Annotated in this window: 17 protein-coding genes; 11 read left to right on the forward strand and 6 right to left on the reverse strand. The window is 67.3% G+C overall.

Annotation, left to right across the window (positions count from 1 at the left end; genetic code table 11):
• Positions 1-81: 81 nt before the first annotated feature.
• Positions 82-870, reverse strand: coding sequence for a hypothetical protein (locus ACWYRN_RS00715; protein ID WP_488690642.1), 789 nt, complete (start codon positions 868-870; stop codon positions 82-84).
• Positions 871-1,214: 344 nt separating this feature from the next.
• Here ACWYRN_RS00715 and ACWYRN_RS00720 point away from each other — a divergent pair, with 344 nt between their 5' ends.
• From ACWYRN_RS00720 to ACWYRN_RS00730, 3 genes are all read left to right on the forward strand, one after another.
• The gene (locus ACWYRN_RS00720; RefSeq protein WP_488690643.1) at positions 1,215-1,676 is read left to right on the forward strand and encodes a RidA family protein; all 462 of its coding nucleotides are present in this window, start codon (positions 1,215-1,217) and stop codon (positions 1,674-1,676) included.
• A gap of 88 nt (positions 1,677-1,764) precedes the next feature.
• On the forward strand, positions 1,765-2,958 hold the full coding sequence (locus ACWYRN_RS00725) for an aminotransferase-like domain-containing protein (protein WP_488690644.1): 1,194 nt from the start codon (positions 1,765-1,767) through the stop codon (positions 2,956-2,958).
• Between the two features lie 195 nt (positions 2,959-3,153).
• Positions 3,154-4,515: a diguanylate cyclase gene (locus tag ACWYRN_RS00730; protein ID WP_488690645.1), complete on the forward strand. Its 1,362-nt coding sequence runs from the start codon at positions 3,154-3,156 to the stop codon at positions 4,513-4,515.
• Here the strand turns inward: ACWYRN_RS00730 and ACWYRN_RS00735 are convergent, their stop codons facing one another.
• From ACWYRN_RS00735 to ACWYRN_RS00745, 3 genes are read right to left on the reverse strand one after another with little or no spacing between them, the layout of a single operon-like run.
• Positions 4,516-6,081, reverse strand: a complete 1,566-nt coding sequence (locus ACWYRN_RS00735; protein ID WP_488690646.1) for an FGGY-family carbohydrate kinase — start codon at positions 6,079-6,081, stop codon at positions 4,516-4,518.
• Entirely contained in the window at positions 6,078-7,679 is a 1,602-nt protein-coding gene (locus ACWYRN_RS00740) for a glycerol-3-phosphate dehydrogenase/oxidase (RefSeq protein WP_488690647.1), read from the reverse strand. The genes ACWYRN_RS00735 and ACWYRN_RS00740 overlap by 4 nt, the downstream gene beginning before the upstream one ends.
• Positions 7,676-9,262, reverse strand: coding sequence for an FAD-binding oxidoreductase (locus ACWYRN_RS00745; protein WP_488690648.1), 1,587 nt, complete (start codon positions 9,260-9,262; stop codon positions 7,676-7,678). Before ACWYRN_RS00745 ends, ACWYRN_RS00740 begins: the two co-directional genes overlap by 4 nt.
• A gap of 72 nt (positions 9,263-9,334) precedes the next feature.
• Here ACWYRN_RS00745 and ACWYRN_RS00750 point away from each other — a divergent pair, with 72 nt between their 5' ends.
• The 8 genes from ACWYRN_RS00750 (at position 9,335) to ACWYRN_RS00785 (ending at position 18,426) form a co-directional block, all read left to right on the forward strand.
• On the forward strand, positions 9,335-10,375 hold the full coding sequence (locus ACWYRN_RS00750) for an AraC family transcriptional regulator (protein WP_488690649.1): 1,041 nt from the start codon (positions 9,335-9,337) through the stop codon (positions 10,373-10,375).
• A gap of 72 nt (positions 10,376-10,447) precedes the next feature.
• A complete protein-coding gene (dapC, locus tag ACWYRN_RS00755; RefSeq protein ID WP_488690650.1) occupies positions 10,448-11,671 on the forward strand; it encodes a succinyldiaminopimelate transaminase in 1,224 nt (407 codons plus the stop codon).
• Between the two features lie 18 nt (positions 11,672-11,689).
• The gene (dapD, locus tag ACWYRN_RS00760) at positions 11,690-12,517 is read left to right on the forward strand and encodes a 2,3,4,5-tetrahydropyridine-2,6-dicarboxylate N-succinyltransferase (protein WP_488690651.1); all 828 of its coding nucleotides are present in this window, start codon (positions 11,690-11,692) and stop codon (positions 12,515-12,517) included.
• 164 nt (positions 12,518-12,681) lie between these two features.
• Positions 12,682-13,818 carry a PilT/PilU family type 4a pilus ATPase gene (locus ACWYRN_RS00765; RefSeq protein WP_488690652.1) on the forward strand — a complete coding sequence of 379 codons (1,137 nt, stop codon included), beginning with the start codon at positions 12,682-12,684 and terminating at the stop codon, positions 13,816-13,818.
• Between the two features lie 193 nt (positions 13,819-14,011).
• A complete protein-coding gene (locus ACWYRN_RS00770; RefSeq protein ID WP_488690654.1) occupies positions 14,012-14,371 on the forward strand; it encodes an ArsC family reductase in 360 nt (119 codons plus the stop codon).
• The gene (gene dapE, locus ACWYRN_RS00775) at positions 14,368-15,513 is read left to right on the forward strand and encodes a succinyl-diaminopimelate desuccinylase (RefSeq protein ID WP_488690656.1); all 1,146 of its coding nucleotides are present in this window, start codon (positions 14,368-14,370) and stop codon (positions 15,511-15,513) included. Before ACWYRN_RS00770 ends, dapE begins: the two co-directional genes overlap by 4 nt.
• Positions 15,514-15,536: 23 nt before the next feature.
• Positions 15,537-16,427, forward strand: coding sequence for a 50S ribosomal protein L3 N(5)-glutamine methyltransferase (prmB, locus tag ACWYRN_RS00780; RefSeq protein ID WP_229437083.1), 891 nt, complete (start codon positions 15,537-15,539; stop codon positions 16,425-16,427).
• Positions 16,428-16,434: 7 nt separating this feature from the next.
• Complete coding sequence (locus ACWYRN_RS00785) at positions 16,435-18,426, forward strand: ATP-binding cassette domain-containing protein (protein WP_488690657.1); 1,992 nt, start codon at positions 16,435-16,437, stop codon at positions 18,424-18,426.
• Between the two features lie 207 nt (positions 18,427-18,633).
• On the opposite strand, the gene ACWYRN_RS00790 is transcribed toward ACWYRN_RS00785, so the two are convergent.
• Entirely contained in the window at positions 18,634-19,107 is a 474-nt protein-coding gene (locus ACWYRN_RS00790) for a chemotaxis protein CheW (protein ID WP_488690658.1), read from the reverse strand.
• A 95-nt stretch (positions 19,108-19,202) separates the two neighbouring features.
• Positions 19,203-21,095 carry a flagellar assembly protein A gene (locus tag ACWYRN_RS00795; RefSeq protein ID WP_488690659.1) on the reverse strand — a complete coding sequence of 631 codons (1,893 nt, stop codon included), beginning with the start codon at positions 21,093-21,095 and terminating at the stop codon, positions 19,203-19,205.
• Between the last annotated feature and the right edge of the window lie 3 nt (positions 21,096-21,098).

A 21,098-nucleotide genomic window follows, 5' to 3' on the forward strand; every position in this document is an offset into this window, starting at 1 on the left:
ATACAGGTTGAACGGATTGCTGCGATATGGGGATGGCAACATGCATTTCAAGAGGCGTTTGCAAACGGATATCGGGAAGGCTCAGCTGCGCGCCGCCGAAGGTGTGGCCACGGCCGGCGCCGCCAGCATGCGCCGCGCCGCCACGTGCACCACCAGTGCGCAGCCCAGCGCCAGGCCGAAGGCGGCGCCCAGCCCGCTCTGGCGCAGCTGCATCGCCAGCGTCACGCAGAACACGGAAAAGCCGAAGAAGCCGCAGACCATCCCGCGCAGCAGCGCCACCGCGCTCGCCCGGCCGCTGCCGGCATGGGCAAAGCCGACCAGCACCGATCCCATCACCGGGAACATGGCGAAAAAACCGGACAGGCGTGCGCCCATGTGCGCCGCGCCTGCCGTCACCAGCAGCACCAGGGCCGCTGCGGCCAGCATGCGCCAGGGCAGGTCGTTGCGCCGCGCGCCGGCGGCCGACGGCGCCACGGCCGGGAACAGGCGCAGCGCCAGCAGCAGGGCACACCAGACCAGCACGAAGGCCACGCCTAGCGGCAGGCGCAGGGTCTGCAGCACGGCCACGGCCAGGCCCCAGGCCGACAAGGCCAGCAGCATCGACCCGGCCACCTGCAGGCGGCTCGCCGCCCAGGCGTACACCACGCAAAACACGAGGATGGCGACCACCGACAGCAAGGTGCCCTCGGCGGCGCTGGCCGCAAACGGCACGCCCTGCTCCAGCGCCAGCGTCAGCAGGATCGGACCTGCGACGATCGGAAAGGCCGACAGCCAGCCGGCCACCGACGGCCCCCAGCGCCGCCCGGCCAGCGTGACCAAGTAGATCAGCAGCGGCACCAGGGCGAGTTTGAGCGCGAGCACTGCTGTCATGTCCTGTCCCTCATCTGGCACGCCGGTCATCGGCAATCCGTTATGATAACACCAAGAAATATTCTCCGGGCCTGGCAAGGTGCACGCTTGAATCCGCGCTTTCGCGCGACCACCGAACACCGTGTCGTCAGCGACAGCCATGCTTATCCGGACTACCACGGGAGTGCGGGCCGCCGCGTGATCGTCGCTCTCAAGCCCATGCGCGACTCCGCTTCTGGATAAAAAACACTCCGATTCCGCAATGAAGACCCATCCATCCGTACCGCATGCGACAGGCGAAATGGTGTCTTTCACAGCTGGCAAGTCGTACAATACCGGTCTCATTCACCGCAACAGGAACACCCATGTCCGTCTACGACAAACTCAAGGAACTGAACATCACCCTGCAATCGGCCCCTGCCCCGGCCGCCGCCTACGTCATGTTCGTCCAGACCGGCAACCTGGTCTTCATCTCGGGCCACATCGCCAAGAACGCCGACGGTTCGGTCAACGCCGGCCAGCTGGGCAAGAACAAGACCCTGGAAGAAGGCCAGGCCGCCGCGCGCGCCATCGCCATCGACCTGATGGGCACCCTGCAGGATGCCTGCGGCGGCGACCTGACCCGCGTGAAGCGCATCGTCAAGCTGATGAGCCTGGTGAATTCGACCCCGGACTTCACCGACCAGCACCTGGTGACCAACGGCGCCTCGGAACTGTTCGGCGAAGTCTTCGGCGACGCCGGCAAGCACGCCCGCTCGGCCTTTGGCGTGGCGCAGATCCCGCGCGGTGCCTGCGTCGAAATCGAAATGATCGTCGAAGTGGCCTGATCGGCCAGCGTTTCACGGCCCGGCCCACCCGGCCGGGTCTTCACCGCAGCCTACCCGGCGCGCGCCTTTCAACAACCGCGAGACCAGCATGAAAATCGAGAATCCGAATCCCATCCAGTGGCAGTTTTCCGAGCGCGCGCAGGGGCTGCAAAGCTCCTTCATCCGCGAAATCCTGAAGATCACCCAGCGTCCGGAGATCATCTCCTTCGCCGGCGGCCTGCCCTCGCCGGCCACCTTCCCGGTCGAGCGCATGAAACAAGCCTACGACCGCGTGCTGACCGAAACCGGCAAGGTGGCCCTGCAATACGGCCCGACCGACGGCTACGGCCCGCTGAAGGAATGGATCGCGCATTCGCTCTCGACCGAAGGCACGAAGATCCTGCCCGAGCAGATCCTGATGGTCTCGGGCTCGCAGCAGGCGCTCGACTTGATCGGCAAGGTCCTGATCGACGAAGGCAGCCGCGTGCTGGTGGAAACCCCGAGCTACCTGGGTGCGCTGCAGGCCTTCTCGGTCTACCGCCCGGAATTCGGCTCGGTGGCGACCGACGACCACGGCCTGGTGCCGTCCTCGGTAAAGAGCGTTGCCAAGGGTGCGCGCCTGCTGTACTCGCTGCCGAACTTCCAGAACCCCACCGGCCGCTCGCTTTCGCTCGAGCGCCGCCGCGAACTGGTGGAAACCTGCGCCCGCCTCGGCCTGCCGCTGATTGAGGACGACCCCTACGGCGCGCTGTCGTACAAGGGCGAGCCCATGCCGAAGATGGTCGCCATGAACCCGGAAGGCGTGATCTACATGGGCTCCTTCTCGAAGGTGCTGACGCCCGGCATCCGCCTCGGCTACGTGTGCGCGCCGCTGCCGCTGGTGCGCCGCCTCGAACTGGCCAAGCAGGCGGCCGACCTGCACACCGCCCAATTGACGCAAATGGTGGTCTACGACGTGGTCAAGGACGGCTTCCTCGACCAGCACATCCCGACCATCCGCACCCTGTACGGCAACCAGTGCCAGGCCATGCTCGACGCGATGGACCAGCACTTCCCGAAGGAAGTCACATGGACCCGCCCGGAAGGCGGCATGTTCATCTGGGTGACCCTGCCGAAACGGATCGATGCCATGAAGCTGCTCGACCAGGCGATTGCCGCGCGCGTCGCCTTTGTGCCGGGCGCGCCCTTCTACGCCACCGATCCGGAAACGAACACCCTGCGCCTGTCGTTCGTGACGGTGCCGCCGGAGCGCATCCGCGAAGGCATCGCGATCCTCGGCCAGCTGATCGCCGCGGCCTTGTAAAAGGTTGCAACTTCGCCACGAAATGGACGCCATGTGCGTCCATTTTTTTCGTTGGAAGCTATTCAAAAGCATGAACAATCCAGCAGAACACTCTACACGGACAGAAAATCTATCCTATCGGCAACAAAATTTACCGCTTTCGCCGAGTTCGGCGTAGAATTTGAACAACATCAAAACTGGCCCACCTGCACGTCCATGCCCACCCTCGCCCAGGTCTCCGCCGCCGCTCCACGCCAGGCCGCCGTCCTCGTCGTCGATGACGCCCCCGCGCACCTGGGGGCGCTGCGTTCCATGATGTTGCAGCAGGGTTACCAGACCTTTGTCGCCAATTCCGGCGAACGCGCGCTCGGCATCGCCCAGCGCGCCCTGCCCGACCTGGTCCTGCTCGACATCAACCTGCCCGGCATGGACGGCATGGAAGTCTGCCGCCGCCTGAAGGCCCATCCGGTCACCTGCAACATCCCGGTGATTTTCATGAGCGCGCGCACCGAGACCGAGGACATCGTCGCCGCCTTCGACATCGGCGCCGCTGACTACATTCCCAAGCCGCTGCGCCTGGCGGAAGTGTGCGCCCGCGTGCGTGCCCAGCTGCAGTTCCGCCGCACCAGTTTGTCGCAGCAGGAACAGGCCGAGCGCCTGCGCCTGATCGTCAACAGCATCGACGAAGGCCTGATGATCATCGAGGCCAGCGGCCGCATCCAGTATGCGAATCCGGCCTGCGACCGCTACCTCGGCTACGGCCCCGGCGAGCTGGCGGGCGTTCGCCTCGACAGCCTGCTGGCGCCCTCGGTGGCCCAGGAATACCTCGACATCTTCAGCCGCAGCCTGGCCGGCGCCGCCAGCCCGCCGTTTGCGCGCGACTGCCGCGGCGCGCGCGAAGTGCTGATCCGCCAGCGCGACGGCATCTTGCGCGCGATGGACTTCACGCTCACGCCGATGCTGGCCGACCAGCCGCTGTTCGTCGCCCTGCTGCACGACATCACCCACCACAAGCAGTCCGAGACGGCCCTGCAGCGCGCGGCCCTGGCCGACCCGCTGACCAAGATCCCGAACCGGCGCCACTTCGACACCTTCCTGGAAAAGGAATGGCAGCGCGCGGTGCGCAGCAGCCAGCCGCTGTCGCTGATCGTGCTCGACGTCGACCACTTCAAGGGCTACAACGACAGCCTGGGCCACGCCGCCGGCGACGCCTGCCTGCAGCAGGTGGCGATGGCACTGCAGTCGCACGCGCTGCGCGCCACCGACATCGCGGCGCGCTACGGCGGCGAGGAATTCGTACTGCTGTTCGCCGAAACCGGCTTCGAGGCCGCCGCCACGCTCGGCGAAACCATCCGCGCCCACATCGAGTCGCTGCACATCCCGAACCCGGGCTCGACCACTTCGGAATGGGTCACCGCCAGCCTGGGCGTGGCCACCATCGTGCCGACCCAGCTCGACGATTTGAAGAGCTTTTTTATTGCCGCAGACCGCGCCATGTACGCGGTCAAGGATGCGGGGCGCAATGGGGTGCGCGCGGTGCGCACCGGGAGCGCGCACCTGGAGCCGGCGCTGTCCTGATCAAAGCTGCCGCGGATAACCGGTAATGTCGGCGATCCGCTTGTACAGCGGCTGCAAATTCCGGTACATCTTCCTGTAGACCTCCCTGTAGAGCCGGTCGTAGACGGCGCGATTGCCTTCGATCGGCTCGAACACCCGCCCCACCCGCGTCATGCCCGCCACCGCGCTGGCGAAATCAGGATACAGCCCGAGCCCGACGGCGGCGTCGATGGCCGCGCCCAGGCCCGAGGTTTCGTACACGTGCGGACGCGCGGTCGGCAAGCCGAAGATGTCGGCCGTGAGCTGCATCGCCGCGTCGCTTTGCGAGCCGCCGCCGGATACGCGCAGCGCGGTGATCGGCACGCCGCTGCGCCGCTCGATGCGCTCCTTCCCTTCGCGCAGCGCATACGCCAGCCCTTCCAGGATCGCGCGGTACACGTGGGCGCGCGTGTGCACGTCGCCGAAGCCGATGATCGCGCCCTTCGCTTCGCGCCCCGGCACGCGGATGCCGGGCGTCCAGTAAGGCTGCAGCATCAGGCCCATGGAACCGGGCGGCACCGAGTCGGCCAGTTCGTCGAACAGGGCCTCGGGCGCCACGTCTTCCAGCAGCGCGCGGCTTTGTTCCATGTGGCCGAACTGCTCCTTGAACCAGTTGACCATCCAGTAGCCGCGAAATACCTGCACCTCGGTGCTGTAGGCGCCGGGGATCGCGGCCGGATACGGCGGCACGAAGGGCGTGACCTCGACGTACTTGCGGCTGGTGGTGTTCACGGTGGCCGTGGTGCCGTAGCTCAGGCAGCCGACGTGCGGTTCGCTGCAGCCGGCGCCCAATACCTCGCAGGCCTTGTCGGCGGCGGCCGCGAACAGCGGCGTGCCTTCGGGGATGCCGGTAGCCCGGGACGCATCCGCATCGACCGCGCCCAGCCGGGTGCCGGGCGGCGCCAGCGCGGGCAGCATGCGCGCTTCGATCGCCAGCGCCTGCCACTTCCAGTCGCGGCTCGACGCCCAGCGGTGGCGCCGGTAGTCGAATGGCAGGTAACCGACCTGCGCGCCGCTGGAGTCGATGAAGCGTCCGCACAGGCGCCAGTTCAGGTAGCCCGACAGCAGCAGGAACTTGTCGGTGGCGTTCCACACGTCCGGCTGGTGGGCGCGGATCCAGTTGATCTCGGCCTCGCCGCGGAAGTAGTCGATCGTGTTCGACACCCGCGCCAGGCGGAAGGCGCCGCGCCAGAACGGGCCGATCGGCGGCACGGTATCGGTGCGGCGCTGGTCGAGCCAGGTGATGGCCGGGCGCAGCGGCCGGCCGTCGCGGCCGAGGTTGACCACGGTGCCGCGCTGGGTGGTGACCGCCACCGCGCGCACGGCAGCGCGCTCGGCGCCGGGCTGGGTCCACAGGCCCTGGCAGGCGCGGCACACGGCCTGCCAGTAATCGTCCGGCTCGTGCTCGGCCCAGCCGGGCTGCTGCGAAAAATAGGCTTGCAGCGGCACCTGGCACTTGGCGACGATATCGCCGCGCAGGTCGAACAGCAAGGCGCGTACGCTCTGGGTGCCGTTGTCGATGGCGAGGATCAGGGGCTCGCGCGTCATGCCGGCTCACTCTCTTGAGTGGCGCCCGGCAAACTGTAGTGGCGGGCCCAGAGCGCGGCGTAGGCCGCCTGCTCCCTCTCCCAGCGCGCATCGTTCCAGGCCAGCTCCGCCTGGCAGATGGCGCGGATGCGCTCCATGTGGCCGGCCCCGCCGCCGCGCAGCAGCAGGCCGATGCGGGTGCGGCGCAGCAGCAGGTCGTCCAGGTGCTCCACGGCCTCGGCGCGCGCGGCCCAGCGCAGCTCGGCCCACAGCGTGTCGGTGCCGGGAATCTGTTCGAGTTCGCCGTCCTGCGCCGCATCGACCAGGGCCTGGGCGTGCGGACCGTGGCGCCCGGCCAGGCGGCGCAGCAATGGCGCCGGCATGCGCCGCGGCGCGGTTGGCAGGGCGACGGGTGCGTAGATCGTGCAAGGCGCCAGCGCATCGTCCCAGCCGGGCAGCTGGCGCCGCGCCTGGCGCAGCACGTCGAGGGCGATCGCGCGGAAGGTGGTCAGCTTGCCGCCGGTGACGCCCACCAGGCCCTTGCCGCACCAGACCGCGTGTTCGCGGCCCAGCGTCGACGGCGCATCGCCTGTGCCGCTGTCGACCACGGGCCGCACGCCGGCATAGGTGGCAATCACGTCTTCTTCGCCCAGGCCAAGTTCCGGGAACTGCGCCTGCAGGGCGTGCAGCAGGTAGTCGAGTTCCGGGCGCGTGATCGCGGCTTCAAGCGCCAGGCCGTCGCGATGGTCGACGTCGGTGGTGCCGACCAGGGTCGCGCCTTCCCAGGGAAAGGCGAACACGGGACGGCCGTCGCTTGGGTGCATCAGGCTGATCGCCTGCGCCAGCGGCAGGCGCCAGGCCGGCAGCAGCAGGTGGCTGCCGCGCAGCGGACGCAGGCGCGGGCCGCCCGTGGCAAGCTGGCCGGCCCAGGCGCCGCCGGCGTCGATCACCAGGCGCGCACGCAGCTCGAACAAGCCGGCGCCGCCGGCCTCGTCGCGCAGCACGGCGCCCGTTACCTTGTCGCCCTCTTTCAGCAGCGAACGCACGGCCAGGTAGTTGACGGCGGCGCCGCCGTGGCGGCGTGCTTCCAGCAGCGTGCGCAGCACCAGGCGCGCATCGTCGGTCTTGGCATCAAGGTACACGATGCCGCCGGCCAGCCCTGCGCGCGCCACGTTCGGCGCCAGCAAGGCAAACTCGCCCGCGTTTTGCCAGTGCCGCTCGCGCCGTCCGGCAAACAAATCGTACAGCGCCAGGCCGGCCAGCATGGTGCGGCGCTTGCGGCGGCTGGCGCCGTAGTCGGGAAAGGCGAAGCGCTGCGGCTCGACCAGGCCCGGCGCATCGCGCAGCAGGGCTTCGCGCTCGCGCACCGCTTCGCGCGTGAGTTTCACGTGGCCCTGGGCCAGGTAGCGCAGGCCGCCGTGCACCAGCTTCGAGGAGCGGCTCGAGGTGCCCCAGGCGAAGTCGCATTGCTCGACCAGCAGCGCGCGCAGGCCGCGCCGTGATGCTTCGAGCAGGATGCCGGCGCCGGTGATGCCGCCGCCGACCACCAACACATCCCACTCGCGCGCCAGGAGTTCGGGCAGCGCGGTGCGCCAGCCTGCCGGCCAGGCCGCGCTCATGGCAGCACCAGCTTGCCGGGGTTCATGCGCCCTTCCGGGTCGCATTCGCGGAACAGGGCGCGCATCGCCGCCAGCCCCAGTTCGCCCTTTTCCGCCGCCAGCCAGGGCGCGTGGTCCGCGCCCACGCCGTGCTGGTGGCTGATGGTGCCGCCGCTGGCGACGATGGCGTTCGATACGGCCCGCTTCAGGTCGCGCCAGCGCGCCAGGTCGGTCTCGAAGTCGCCCGCCAGGCGGTACACGAAGGTCGAGTACACGCTGGCGCCTTGCGGGTAGATGTGCGACAGGTGGGAGTAGGCGTGCACGCGCTCGCCGTGGGCGGCAAACGCTTCGGCCGCCGCGGCTTCGACCGCATGCATGGCGCGCGTCACGCCCGGCCAGTCGACGGCCGTTTCCACCGTGTCGATGGCATAGCCGCGGGCCCAGGCCGTGTTGCGCAGGTAGACGTTGCGGAAGCGCCCGTGGCGCCAGCGCTCGCCCAGCGCGCGGCCGATGTGCACGCCGCCGGCCAGTTTCAGGGCCGCGCGCAGGGCCGCCCTGCTTTGTGTCCGATCGCCGGTCGCGCCGATCATGAGCATGCATTTGTCCGGCCCGCAGCCGCGCCAGCGCAGGTAGCGTTCCAGCAGGCCGACCTGTTTGGCGTGGCCGGCCAGCGCCAGCATGGTCGTGGTCTCCACCGCATTCGACAGGCGCAGCATCGACAGCGGCAAGCGCGCCTGCGACAGTGCGCGCACGGCCCGTTCGGCGCGCTCCCAATCCGGGAAAAACACGGCGTGGAAGGCTTCGTACCCGGGCAGGCGCGAGACGCGCACCGTGGCCTCGGTGAGGATGCCGAGGCGCCCTTCGGAGCCGAGCACCATTTCGCGCAAGTCGATGCCGGCGGCCGAGGCCGGGAAGGTCGGGATCTCCAGCGTGCCGTTCGGCGTCTCCACCCGCCCGCCGGCGAACAGGCCCTCGATGCGGCCATAGCGCAGCGACTGCTGGCCGGACGAGCGCGTGACCACCCAGCCGCCCAGGGTCGAGTATTCGAAGGATTGCGGGAAGTGGCCGAGCGTGTAGCCATGCGCGCGCAATTGCGCTTCCAGGTCGGGGCCGGTGACGCCGGCGCCGAAGGTGGCCAGCTGCGCCTCGCGGTCCAGCGCAATCAGGCTGCGCATGCGCCGCATGTCGATGCACAGCGTCGGCTGCGCAGCATCGTGCACATTCACGTGGCCGGCCACGCTGGTGCCGCCGCCGTAGGGAATCACGGCCGCGCCGCACTGCCTGGCGTGCAGCAGCAACGCGCGCACCTGCCCGGCGCCGTCGGGAAAGGCGACGCCGTCCGGCACCGCGCCCAGGCAGCCGTGGCGCAGGCGCAGCCAGTCGGGCAGGCTCTGGCCGAGCGCGTGCAGGGCGCGCGTGGCAGGCGTGTCGTCGACTAGCGGATGCGGCGCCAGGCGCCCAGGACCGATCGATGCGCACGCCTGGTCGAAGCCGGCATCGATCGGCGCCCTACCGCTGCCGATGCGTGTTTGCAGGAAGGCCAGCGCCTCCGCGTTCAGCGCCACGTCGACCGTGTCGTCGCCCCAGCCATTCCACCGTTTCATGCAGGTTTACCTTTATACTCTTTCAACATCCGCAAAGCGTAAGCGAGAAGCCAGCCGCCGTATTGCTCCTTTATGACAAAGCCTTGTTCGATTGCGCCAGTCGCCGCCAACCCGTCGCAGCGGGTGACCGGGTCCTACCTGCAGCCGCTGCTCGACGCCGCCGCCGCACGCGGCGTTGTGCCTGCAGACCTGGCACGCGCCGCCGGACTGGCGCCCGAACGCCTGGCGCCCCTGCCCGACTCGTTGTCCGCACCCGACTACATCCGCCTGCTCGACGCCGGCGCGGACCTCGCCGGCGATCCGCACTTCGGCCTGCACGTGGGCGAATGCGTCAAGCTCGGCAGCTACAGCGTGTACGGCCTGGTGCTGCTGGCCTGCCGCGACATCGGCCAGGCGCTGGAACAGACCATGCGCTACGAGGCGCTGGCCCATGACCTCGGGCGCTCGCAGGTGACGGTGAGCCGGGCAACGGCGCGCTACGAATGGATCAGCCACTACCCGCACGCGAGCCGCCACCTGGTGGAAAGCGTCTTTGCCGGCATCCAGACCTTCGGCCGCTGGCTGGCGGGCGGCGTGCTGCCGGTGGCGCAGGTCACCTTTGCGCACGCGGGCGATGCCGGCATGGACGAGTACGAGCGCGTGTTCGGCAGCCGTCCCGTATTCGATGCGCCGGCCAACAGCGGCGCGTTCGATGCCGCCCTGCTGGCGCTGCCGGTGCCGAACGCCGACGTCAACCTGTATCCGGTGCTGCAGCAGCATGCCGAGCGCCTGCTGGGCCAGCGCAAACCGGGCGCGCCGGCGATCGTGGCCCAGGTGCGCGCCGCCATCATCCGCAACCTGGCGCACGACCGGGTGCGGCTGGCCAGCATCGCCCAGGAACTCGATTTGTCACCGCGCACCCTGCAGCGCAAGCTGGGCGTGGCCGGCGCCAGCTTCCAGGGGCTGCTGGACGGCGCCCGTTATGCCCTGGCCCAGGACTACCTGCGCCAGCCGGGGCTATCGCTGGCCGACATCGCCTTCCTGCTCGGCTACCAGGAGCAGAGCGCCTTCACCCACGCGTTCAAGGAGTGGTCGGGCACGAATCCGGGCGCGTGGAGAGAGCGGCTCTTGTAACAGGACACCGGCCGCAGCGCCTTTTTTATCGGCGCTATAATGGTTCTTTTCGCATTGCCCCCCGGGACCGCCGTGAATCCACATCTCGACAAACTCCACCCCTACCCTTTTGAGAAGCTGCGCGAGCTGTTTGCCGGCATCACCCCGCATGCCGACTACGCGCCGATCAGCCTCGGCATCGGCGAGCCCAAGCACCCGACGCCCGCCTTTATCGAAAAAGCCCTGACCCACGCGATTGCCGGCCTGGCCAACTACCCGAGCACGATCGGCAGCGAGCCGCTGCGCGCGGCGATAGCCCACTGGCTGGAGCGCCGCTATGCGATTCCCGCGCTCGACCCGGCCACCATGGTGCTGCCGGTGAACGGCTCGCGCGAGGCGCTGTTCGGCATCGCCCACGCCGTGATCGATGCCAGCCGCCCCGACCCGCTGGTGCTCAGCCCGAACCCCTTCTACCAGATCTACGAGGGTGCAGCCTACCTGGCCGGCGCCTCGCCCTGGTTCGTGAACTCGGACCCGGCGCGCAACTTCGCGCCCGACTTCAGTACCGTACCGGACGATGTGTGGACGCGCGTGCAGCTGCTGTATATCTGCTCGCCGGGCAACCCGACCGGCGCCGTGCTGTCGCTCGACGACTGGCGCGAACTGTTCGATTTAAGCGACCGCCATGGCTTCGTGATCGCGGCCGACGAGTGCTATTCCGAGATCTACTGCGGCTCCACGCCGCCGCTGGGCGCGCTGGAAGCGGCGCACGCGCTGGGGCGCAGTTCGGGCGAGCGTCCGTACGCGAACCTGATCGTGTTCTCCAGCCTGTCGAAGCGCTCGAACGTGCCGGGCATGCGCTCGGGCTTCGTGGCCGGCGACCCGGCCGTGGTGAAGAAGTTCCTGCTGTACCGCACCTACTGCGGCGGCGCCATGTCGCCGCCGGTGCAGGCAGCGTCGATCGCGGCCTGGAACGACGAGACCCACGTGCAGGACAACCGCACGCTGTACAAGGAAAAGTTCAACCTGATCACCCCCATGCTGCGCCAGGTGATGGACGTCGAACTGCCCGACGCCGGCTTTTACCTGTGGGCCGATGTGCGCAGGACCGGGCTTTCCGACACCGACTTCGCACGCCGTCTCTACGCCGAATATAATGTGACGGTTCTGCCCGGCAGTTATCTCGCGCGCGACGCGCACGGGACCAATCCGGGCCGCAACCGTATCCGCATGGCGCTGGTGGCAGGCGTGGACGAAGGGCTGGAAGCAGCCACGCGCATCGTCCAGTTCTGCCAGAACTTGCGCACTGCATCCTGAAACAGAGAGCATTCAATCATGACCCAACAACTCCAGAACATCATCGACACCGCGTGGGAACAGCGCGCGGACTTCAGCCCATCGACCGCCCCTGCCGACGTGCGCGATGCCGTCGCCCAGGTCCTGGCTGGCCTGGATGCCGGCACCCTGCGCGTGGCCCAGAAAGAAGGCGGCGAGTGGATCGTCAACCAGTGGATCAAGAAGGCCGTGCTGCTGTCGTTCCGCCTCGAGAATAACGTGCCCGTGTCTGGTGGCGGCGGCATGCAGTTCTACGACAAGGTCCCGACCAAGTTCGCCGACTACAGCGCCGACGACTTCGCCAAGGGCGGCTTCCGCGTGGTGCCGCCGGCCGTCGCACGCCGCGGCTCCTTCATCGGCAAGAACGTGGTGCTAATGCCGTCGTACGTCAACATCGGCGCCTACGTCGACGAAGGCACCATGGTCGACACCTGGGCCACCGTGGGTTCGTGCGCCCAGATCGGCAAGAACGTCCACCTGTCGGGCGGCGTCGGCATCGGCGGCGTGCTCGAACCGATGCAGGCCAATCCGACCATCATCGAAGACAACTGCTTCATCGGCGCCCGTTCGGAAATCGTCGAAGGCGTGATCGTCGAAGAGAACTCGGTGATCTCGATGGGCGTGTACATCGGCCAGTCGACCAAGATCTACAACCGCGAAACCGGCGAAGTCACCTACGGCCGCGTGCCGTCGGGTTCGGTGGTGGTGTCGGGTTCGCTGCCGTCGGCCGACGGCAAGTACAGCCTGTACTGCGCCGTGATCGTCAAGCGCGTGGATGCGCAGACGCGTTCGAAGACCGGCATCAACGAGCTGCTGCGCGGGATTTGATTCTCGCTTCGCGGCTGAGTTAAGGCTGGCTGGACGCGTGGACGGGGAACCCGTCCACCCTACGTAGGGTGGACCGGGCCACGAGAGGCGGCTCTGCCGTCCACGCGTTCAACCGCCATCTGATCATTCGCACCACCACACTGCACCACTGGGGGAAAACCACCATGGCCATGGACCGCCTGTTCCAACTCATGAAGGAAAAAAACGCGTCGGACATGTTCTTCGCGGTGAACTCCCCGGTCCACATCAAGATCAACGGGAACCTCATCCCGATCAACCAGAACAAGCTCGACCCGAGCAACATCCTCTCCCTGCTGTCGGAAGTCACCACGCCCGAGCAGCGCGAGGAACTCGAGCGCAACAACGAACTCAACATGGGCATCTCGGTGCCCAACCTGGGCCGCTTCCGCCTGTCGGCCTTCCGCCAGCGCGGCAGCATCTCGGCCGTGTTCCGCTTCGTGCCGGCCACGATCCCGCCCTTGAACGAACTCGGCCTGCCGCCGGTGCTGTCGGAACTGATCATGGAAAAGCGCGGGCTATTGCTGGTGGTCGGCGCCACCGGCTCCGGCAAGTCGACCACCATCGCCGCCATGCTCGACTACCGCAACGAGCACCGCACCGGCCACATCCTCACGCTCGAAGACCCGATCGAATACCTTTTCAAGAACAAGAAATCGATCGTCAACCAGCGCGAGATCGGCAGCGACGCCCACGATTTCAACATGGCCCTGCGCAACTCGCTGCGCCAGGCGCCCGACGTGATCCTGATCGGTGAAATCCGCGACCGCGAGACCATGACCGCGGCGCTGGCCTATGCCCAGTCCGGTCACCTGGTCGTGGCCACCCTGCACGCGAACAACAGCTACAACGCGCTGAACCGCATCATCAGCTTCTACCCGATCGAAAACCGCGCCGCCCTGCTGCAGGATTTGGCCTCGGCGACCAAGGCGATCGTCTCGCAGCGCCTGGTGCGCGCAGCAGCCGGCGGCACGCGCCAGCCAGCGGTCGAGATCATGCTGAATACCCGCTACATCGCCGACCTGATCGAAAAGGGTGAGCTTTCCGGGATCAAGGAAGCGATGGACAAGAGCCTGTCGCCGGGTTCGCAGTCCTTCGAGGCGGCGCTGCTGGCGCTGGTGCAGGCGAATCTCGTGACGCAGGAAGAAGCGCTGGCGAATGCGGACTCGGCCACCAACCTGCTCTGGCTGATGAACAATGGCCCGGCCAAGGATGCGAACGAGCCGGGCAAGAAGGACGAGCCGGAATCGCCGACGTTTACCGAGTTCACGCTGAATAGTTAAGCGGGATCGACGGCTGCTAATCCAGGAACGTAGGGTGGACCGGGCCACCCTACGCCTGGGGCCTGAACTACCGGCTGCCCCCCCGCATTTCCCGGCGATATCAACCTAACAGGCTGCCCTCGCCTGTGCTATCCTCGCCGCTTCCCGATTTCCGCCACACCGCAAGCCTGCCTTGCCTCGCACGATTACGCCCATGACCATCACCCTCTACGGTATCCCCAACTGCGACACCGTCAAGAAAGCCCGTACCTGGCTGCTCCAGAACGGCCACGACTTCAGCTTCCACGACTTCAAGAAGGCAGGCCTGCCGCGCGAACTCGCGGCGCGCTGGCTCGAACAGCTGGACTGGGAAGTCCTCGTCAACCGCAAGGGCATGACCTGGCGTAACCTCTCCGACGAGCGCAAGGCCGCCATCACCGACAAGGCTGCCGCCCTGGAACTGATGCTGGAAAACCCCTCCGTCATCAAGCGCCCGGTGCTGGAAGGCGCCGGGCCACTGTCGGTGGGCTTCTCCGCCGACCAATACACCCGCATCTTCGCGGAGGCCGCATGATCGCCAAGCCTTCGCGCACCCTCGACCTGGCCCAGGAACTGATCGCGCTCGACTCGATCACGCCGAACGACAAGGGCTGCCAGCAGCGCCTGGCCGAGCTGCTGCTGCCGCTGGGCTTTGTTTGCGAGACGGTCGAATCGAACGGCGTCACCAACCTGTGGGCGCGCAAGGGGACCGAATCCCCGGTGTTCGTGTTTGCCGGCCACACCGACGTGGTGCCGACCGGCCCGGTGCACCAATGGAGTTCAGCCCCGTTCGAGCCGACCGTCCGTGACGGTAAACTCTATGGCCGCGGCGCCGCCGACATGAAGACCTCGATCGCGGCCATGGTCATCGCCTGCGAAGAGTTCATCGCGGCGAACCCCGACCATCTCGGTTCGATCGCCTTTTTGATCACCAGCGACGAGGAAGGCCCGGCCGTGGACGGCACCGTGGTCGTCTGCGACATGCTGGAAGAACGCGGCGAGACGCTCGACTACTGCATCGTCGGCGAGCCGACCTCCAGCCACATCCTGGGCGACATGATCAAGAACGGCCGCCGCGGCTCGCTCTCGGGTCACCTGGTCATCAAGGGCATCCAGGGCCACATCGCCTACCCGCACCTGGCGCGCAACCCGATCCACCAGGCCGCGCCGGCGCTGGCCGAACTGGCCGCCGAAGTCTGGGACGAAGGCAACGAATACTATGCGCCGACTTCCTGGCAGGTTTCGAACATCCACTCGGGCACCGGCGCCACCAACGTGATCCCGGGCGAGATGACGGTCGACTTCAACTTCCGCTTCTCCACCGCCTCCACGGCCGAGGGCCTGGAAGCGCGCGTGCACGCCATCCTCGACCGCCACGGCCTGGAATACCAGCTCGACTGGACGCTGTCGGGCCAGCCCTTCCTCACGCCGAAGGGCACGCTGTCGGACGCGGTGTGCCAGTCGATTCGCGAAGAGACCGGCGTGACGACCGAACTGTCGACCACCGGCGGCACCTCCGACGGCCGCTTCATCGCCCGCATCTGCCCCCAGGTGATAGAATTCGGCCCACCCAACGCCAGCATCCACAAGATCGACGAACACGTCGAACTGCGCTTTATCGATCCCTTGAAGAACGTCTACCGCCGTACGCTGGAACACCTGCTGGCCGCCGCATAACCACGCTAACGCGAGAGAACACCATGACCACCACGCCTTTCAGCACCCCGCGCGACCTGCTGCGCTACGCCGTCACCCGCTTCAACGCCGCCAAGCTGTTCTTCGGCCACGGCAGCGCCGAAGCCTTTGACGAAGCCGCCTACCTGATCCTGCATACGCTGAAGCTGCCGCTCGACCGCCTCGATCCTTTCCTGGATGCGAAGCTGCTGCCGGAAGAAGTGCTGCAGGTGCTGCAGGTGATCGAGCGCCGCACGAGCGAGCGCGTGCCGGCCGCCTACATCACCAACGAAGCCTGGCTCGGCACCTACGCCTTCTATGTGGACGAGCGCGTGCTGGTGCCGCGCTCCTTCATCGCCGAACTGATCCCGAACTTCTTCAGTCCGTGGGTGACGAACCCGTTCGAGGTCGAGAACGTGCTCGAACTGTGCACCGGTTCCGGCTGCCTGGCCATCATGATGGCCGACGTCTACCAGAACGCCGTGGTCGATGCGGTCGACATCTCGACCGACGCGCTGGCCGTGGCCGAACGTAACATCCGCGACTACAAGCTCGAAGGCCGCGTGAACCCGATCGAGTCCGACCTGTACGAGAACGTACCGTTCAAGAAGTACGACCTGATCGTCACCAATCCGCCGTACGTGAATGCGTCGTCGATGGCCAAGCTGCCGCCGGAATACCTGCGCGAGCCGCAGATCGCCCTGCATGGCGGCGAAGACGGCATGGACCTGGTGCGCAAGATCGTGGCCGGCGCCGCCGAACGCCTGACGCCGGAAGGCATCCTGGTGGTCGAGATCGGCAACGAAGCCGAGTACGCGGAAGCCGCCTTCGGCCACTTGGGCCTGACCTGGCTGACCACGAGCGCCGGCGACGACGCCGTGTTCCTGCTCACCGCCGAACAACTGCAAGCACAATAAGAACGACATGATCCGCTTCCTGAACGTCAGCCTGATGCGCGGCACCAAGCCGCTGCTGGAAGGCGCCGACCTGACCCTGAACCCTGGCGACAAGATCGGCCTGATCGGCGCCAACGGCGCCGGCAAATCCAGCCTGTTCGCCATGCTGCGCAACGAGCTGCACCCGGACGGGGGCGAGATTGACTTCCCCGCCAAGTGGCGCATGGCCTACGTGGCACAGGAGACGCCGGCGCTCGACCGCCCGGCCCTCGACTACGCGATCGACGGCGACGTGAATCTGCGCCGCCTGCAGGCCGAGCTCGAGGCGCTGGAAGCGGCGCCGCACACCGAGGAAAACGGTATCGCCATGGGCAACGTCCACAGCGCGCTGATGGATGCCGACGCCTACACCGTGCAGTCGCGCGGCGAACAGCTGCTGCTGGGCCTGGGCTTCTCGCTCGACCAGATGCAGCAGCCGGTGGCGAGCTTCTCGGGTGGCTGGCGCATGCGCCTGAACTTGGCGCAGGCGCTGATGTGTCCTTCCGACCTACTGCTGCTCGATGAACCGACCAACCACCTGGACCTGGATGCGATCATCTGGCTGGAAGACTGGCTGAAGCGCTATGCCGGCACCCTGATCATCATCTCCCACGACCGCGACTTCCTCGACGAAATCGTGAACGTGGTGGTGCACATCGACGAACTGAAACTCAAGCGCTACTCGGGCAACTATTCGTCGTTCGAGCGCCAGCGCGCCGCCGCCATGGTGCTGGCGGCCAGCGCCCTGGAAAAGCAGCAGCGCACCCGGGCCCACTTGGAATCCTTCATCAACCGCTTCAAGGCCCAGGCCACCAAGGCGCGCCAGGCGCAGAGCCGCATGAAGGCGCTGGCGAAGATGGAAGAACTGGCGCCGCTGCGCGCGGCCGCCGAGTTCTCGTTCGAGTTCCGCGATCCGCTGGCCGCGCCGAATCCGCTGCTGGTGATGGAAGACGTCGACGCCGGCTATCCGATCCTCGATGCCCACGGCGACAAGGTCGACAGCAAGACCATCGTCAAGCGCGTGAACTTTTCGCTGCAGATCGGCCAGCGCATTGGCCTGCTGGGTGTGAACGGCGCCGGCAAGTCGACGCTCATTAAAACGATCGCCGGCGAACTGGCGCCTGTGAACGGCACCGCCACCGTCGGCAAGGGCCTGTCGATCGGCTACTTCGCCCAGCACCAGGTGGAGATGCTGCGCCACGACGAGTCGCCGCTGTGGCACCTGGCGAAGATCGCGCCGAGCGTGCGCGAGCAGGAACTGCGCAACTTCCTGGGCGGCTTCAACTTCCCGGGCACCATGGTGACCAGCCCGATCAAGCCCTTCTCGGGCGGCGAAAAGGCGCGCCTGGCGCTGGCCCTGATCGTCTGGCAGCGCCCGAATTTGCTGCTGCTCGATGAACCGACGAACCACCTGGACCTGGAAACGCGCGAGGCGCTGACGCTGGCCCTGGCCCAGTTCGAAGGCACGCTGGTGGTGGTCTCCCACGACCGCCACCTGCTGCGCGCCACCACCGACCAGTTCATCATCGTTGCCGAGGGCAAGCTGCAGCCCTTCGACGGCGACCTCGACGACTACAAGGACTGGCTGTTCCAGACCAAGCTGGGCAAGGGAACGGTGGGCCTGCCGATGGCCAAGGAGAGCAAGCCGGCTCCGGTGGCCGTGCAGGCGGCCGCTGCGCCGGTGCCGGCGGCCGACCGCAAGGAACAGAAGCGCCTCGACGCCGAAGAACGCCAGCGCGTGGCGGCCCTCAAGAAGCCGATCGAGAACCGCATCAAGCGCGTCGAGGAACAGATGGCCAAGCTGAATGCGAAGAAGGCCGAGATCGATGCGCGCCTGCTGGAGCCGTCGGTCTACGAGGCGGACAAGAAGGATGAACTGAAGAACCTGGTGGCGGACCAGGCCTTCTGCGTGCGTGATTTGGGAACGCTGGAGAACGAGTGGCTGGAGTTGCAGGAGCAGTTGGAGGGCTTGGCGGCTTGAGCGGCGTTCCGGTCGTGTGACCGGGTTGTTTCCGCTGTGCGGTGGGTACGAGTACCCACCCTACGTGTTCTCGACCGATCTTGCGTGGTACCGCGTGGGCTCAAGAGCCCACCCTACGTAAAACCCGGGTTTCGTAGGGTGGGCCGGGCCGCGCTAGGCACCTGTGCCCACGCTGTCTGACCGGATGATCAAAGGCAAAGCCAGCAATCAAGCCACCTGCCGCCGCGCCCCGTTATTAATCGACATCAGCCTGTCGATATCCACCAGTATCAGCCGACGCCCTTCCGTCACCCCCAGCCCGATCAGGTAATCGATCGCGCTGCCGTCCGCGCCGGGGATCGGCGAAATCTGTTCTGCCGCCAGCGTTACCACATCGGTCACGCCATCGACCACCATCCCCATTACGCAGGTCGAGAGTTTCAGGATGATGACGTCGGTCGTCGGTGTGGTGGCCACCGGGTGGCCACAGAAGGCCGCGCGCATGTCGACGATCGGCATGATGACGCCGCGCGAAACGGCCACGCCTTCGACGATCTCGCTCCCTTCGGCGAAGCGCTCGAGCGACTTCAGCACGCGTAGTTCCTGCACCTTGCCGAAATCGAGTCCGTATTCCAGGCCGCCGAGGGTGAAGCTGAGGAAGTTCGCCCCGGTCGGGCGGTGAAGCATGATGTCCTTGTGCATGATGGTCCCCTGTCGAACAGCCACCATGCTAAGCCGTGCCGCCCGCCCTCTTGTTGAGAGCAGTCAACATTTCCTAAAAACATTTTTCTAAGGCATTAACTCGCTGGCCCGGCCGCACCATCTTGCCACTCGTAGCTGCCGCCCGCGCCGGCATGCAGCCGCGTGCCCTCGGCCCCGCGCAGGCGCAGCTTGATCTCGCGCGGCGCCAGGTGATAGAAGCAGGCGCCGTCGGGATCGTAAGGCAGCCTGCGCACCTGTGTGTCGCCGTCCAGGTGGCCGATGTGCAAGCGCGTCGAGACGGCGCGTTCGGCGCGCTGGGCCTCGAAGCGCGCCAGCAGGGCCTGGCCCTCGGCCTGTTCGGCCTCGGCCGCCTTGCGCGCATTCGAGACTTCGCCGATCTTCTGCAAATCCGGCGCCACCACCTGCCCCATCTGGCGCAACTGCGCGTTCTGCGCCGGGGTCAGGCTCATCTCGCCGCTGCGCACCTTGCCGGCGATCTCCAGGTACCTGCGCACCTCGGGACGGGCGCACAGTTGCGCCAGTTCGGCCTTGTGGTGGTTCACGACGCCGGCGATCTGGGCCAGGCGCGCGCGTACCTGGCCCAGTACCTCGTCGATGCGGCCGCAGTCGGCGGCCATGGCGTACACCAGCATCTCGCTGTCGCGCCAGGGCGCGGTGGCGTCGATGCGGACCGTCCGGGCGGCCAGCGCGCAGCCGTCGGCGCGGCCGACGTGCAGTTCGTCGGCGATGATCTCGCAGTTCACCGCGTGCGCGATGCGCACCCGGGTCGCGGAGATCACGCAGTTCTCGGCTCGCTGCAGGGAGACCGTGCCGGCCAGGGCCTGGATGTGCGCCGACGAGGCCACGCCGTCGACCACGATGTCGCCGGCCTTGTTGGTGGCGCGCCCGCCGACCAGGTTGGCGCACAGGCGCACGGTGCCGCCGCGCGAGACCAGTTCGCCGTACACGTCGCCGTGCACGGTGATGCTGGTGCCTTCGATGACGCGCTTTTCCTGGACGTCGCCGAATTCCTCGTAGTCGCCGGTCAGGTTCAGGTTGCCGGTCGTTCTTGCGCTGACGCCGTCGCGGCTGACGATCTTGTCGCCCACCGAGATCTGGCGCGTCGTGGCGTCCACGTTCAGGAAGCCGGCCCGGGTCGCGACCAGGTATTCGCCGTCGCGGCCCTTGTCGATGCCGGTGCCGTCACCGGCGTAGGTGGAAAAATCGAGGTCGCGCGGCGGCGCCGGCTCGATGCGCAGGCCGGATATCTCGAAGCCCGCCGTGCCGACCCTGGGCGGCAGCTTTTGCAGCAGGCGCGTGCCGCCCTTCACCTGCGGGAAGCGGTTCTGAAAGCACATCAAATCGAGCTTGCCGTTGGCCAGTTGGCGCGGCGCGTTGCTGCGGTGGATGTCCTCGGAGACCTCGATCACGTTGGCATCCTCGCCCGCCACCGGTTCCAGGCGCCGCGCAACCACGATGCGGCCGGCATTCCCGCTGGCGATGGCGCCGCGCACGGCGCCGATATCGATACCGAAGCGGATACCCTTGAGCCACATGTCAGCCACGAATTCGTCGACGTCCAGGCGCGCCGGCACCTCGGGCTGGCCATCGCTGCCGCCCAGGTGCACCGGTTCGAACACGTATTCGGCCTCGGCGCCGGCGATGCGCACCGCGCGGTACAGGGGGCGGCGCTGCAGGTTGAAGGGCACGATGTCGTCGCCCAGGCGCACCAGCGGCACGCCGTCGGGGCCGAGCGGCAGGTCGGGGCCGCTGTCGAACAGGGCTTTCAGCAGGACCGGGTAGTTCAGGCCGGTGAAGTAGCGGCCCGAGCGCAGCACGCTGTCGACGGCGGCGAGGATGGTGGTGCCGAGCACGGCGGGATCGGCGAAAACGCCGTCGGGCCGGCGCTCGAGGCAATGTTCGGGGCCGCTCGATGCGAAGCGCGTCACTGGCGCGACGGGAGAGGTGGCAACAACGGAATCGGACACGTT

It is taken from the genome of Massilia sp. BAP21, assembly GCF_057801335.1.

Coding starts and splice junctions, on each gene's coding strand:
- ACWYRN_RS00715 (WP_488690642.1), bottom strand. CDS start 870: ATGACAGCAGTGCTCGCGCTCAAACTCGCCCTGGTGCCGCTGCTGATC.
- ACWYRN_RS00720 (WP_488690643.1), top strand. CDS start 1,215: ATGTCCGTCTACGACAAACTCAAGGAACTGAACATCACCCTGCAATCG.
- ACWYRN_RS00725 (WP_488690644.1), top strand. CDS start 1,765: ATGAAAATCGAGAATCCGAATCCCATCCAGTGGCAGTTTTCCGAGCGC.
- ACWYRN_RS00730 (WP_488690645.1), top strand. CDS start 3,154: ATGCCCACCCTCGCCCAGGTCTCCGCCGCCGCTCCACGCCAGGCCGCC.
- ACWYRN_RS00735 (WP_488690646.1), bottom strand. CDS start 6,081: ATGACGCGCGAGCCCCTGATCCTCGCCATCGACAACGGCACCCAGAGC.
- ACWYRN_RS00740 (WP_488690647.1), bottom strand. CDS start 7,679: ATGAGCGCGGCCTGGCCGGCAGGCTGGCGCACCGCGCTGCCCGAACTC.
- ACWYRN_RS00745 (WP_488690648.1), bottom strand. CDS start 9,262: ATGAAACGGTGGAATGGCTGGGGCGACGACACGGTCGACGTGGCGCTG.
- ACWYRN_RS00750 (WP_488690649.1), top strand. CDS start 9,335: ATGACAAAGCCTTGTTCGATTGCGCCAGTCGCCGCCAACCCGTCGCAG.
- dapD (WP_488690651.1), top strand. CDS start 11,690: ATGACCCAACAACTCCAGAACATCATCGACACCGCGTGGGAACAGCGC.
- ACWYRN_RS00765 (WP_488690652.1), top strand. CDS start 12,682: ATGGCCATGGACCGCCTGTTCCAACTCATGAAGGAAAAAAACGCGTCG.
- ACWYRN_RS00770 (WP_488690654.1), top strand. CDS start 14,012: ATGACCATCACCCTCTACGGTATCCCCAACTGCGACACCGTCAAGAAA.
- dapE (WP_488690656.1), top strand. CDS start 14,368: ATGATCGCCAAGCCTTCGCGCACCCTCGACCTGGCCCAGGAACTGATC.
- prmB (WP_229437083.1), top strand. CDS start 15,537: ATGACCACCACGCCTTTCAGCACCCCGCGCGACCTGCTGCGCTACGCC.
- ACWYRN_RS00785 (WP_488690657.1), top strand. CDS start 16,435: ATGATCCGCTTCCTGAACGTCAGCCTGATGCGCGGCACCAAGCCGCTG.
- ACWYRN_RS00790 (WP_488690658.1), bottom strand. CDS start 19,107: ATGCACAAGGACATCATGCTTCACCGCCCGACCGGGGCGAACTTCCTC.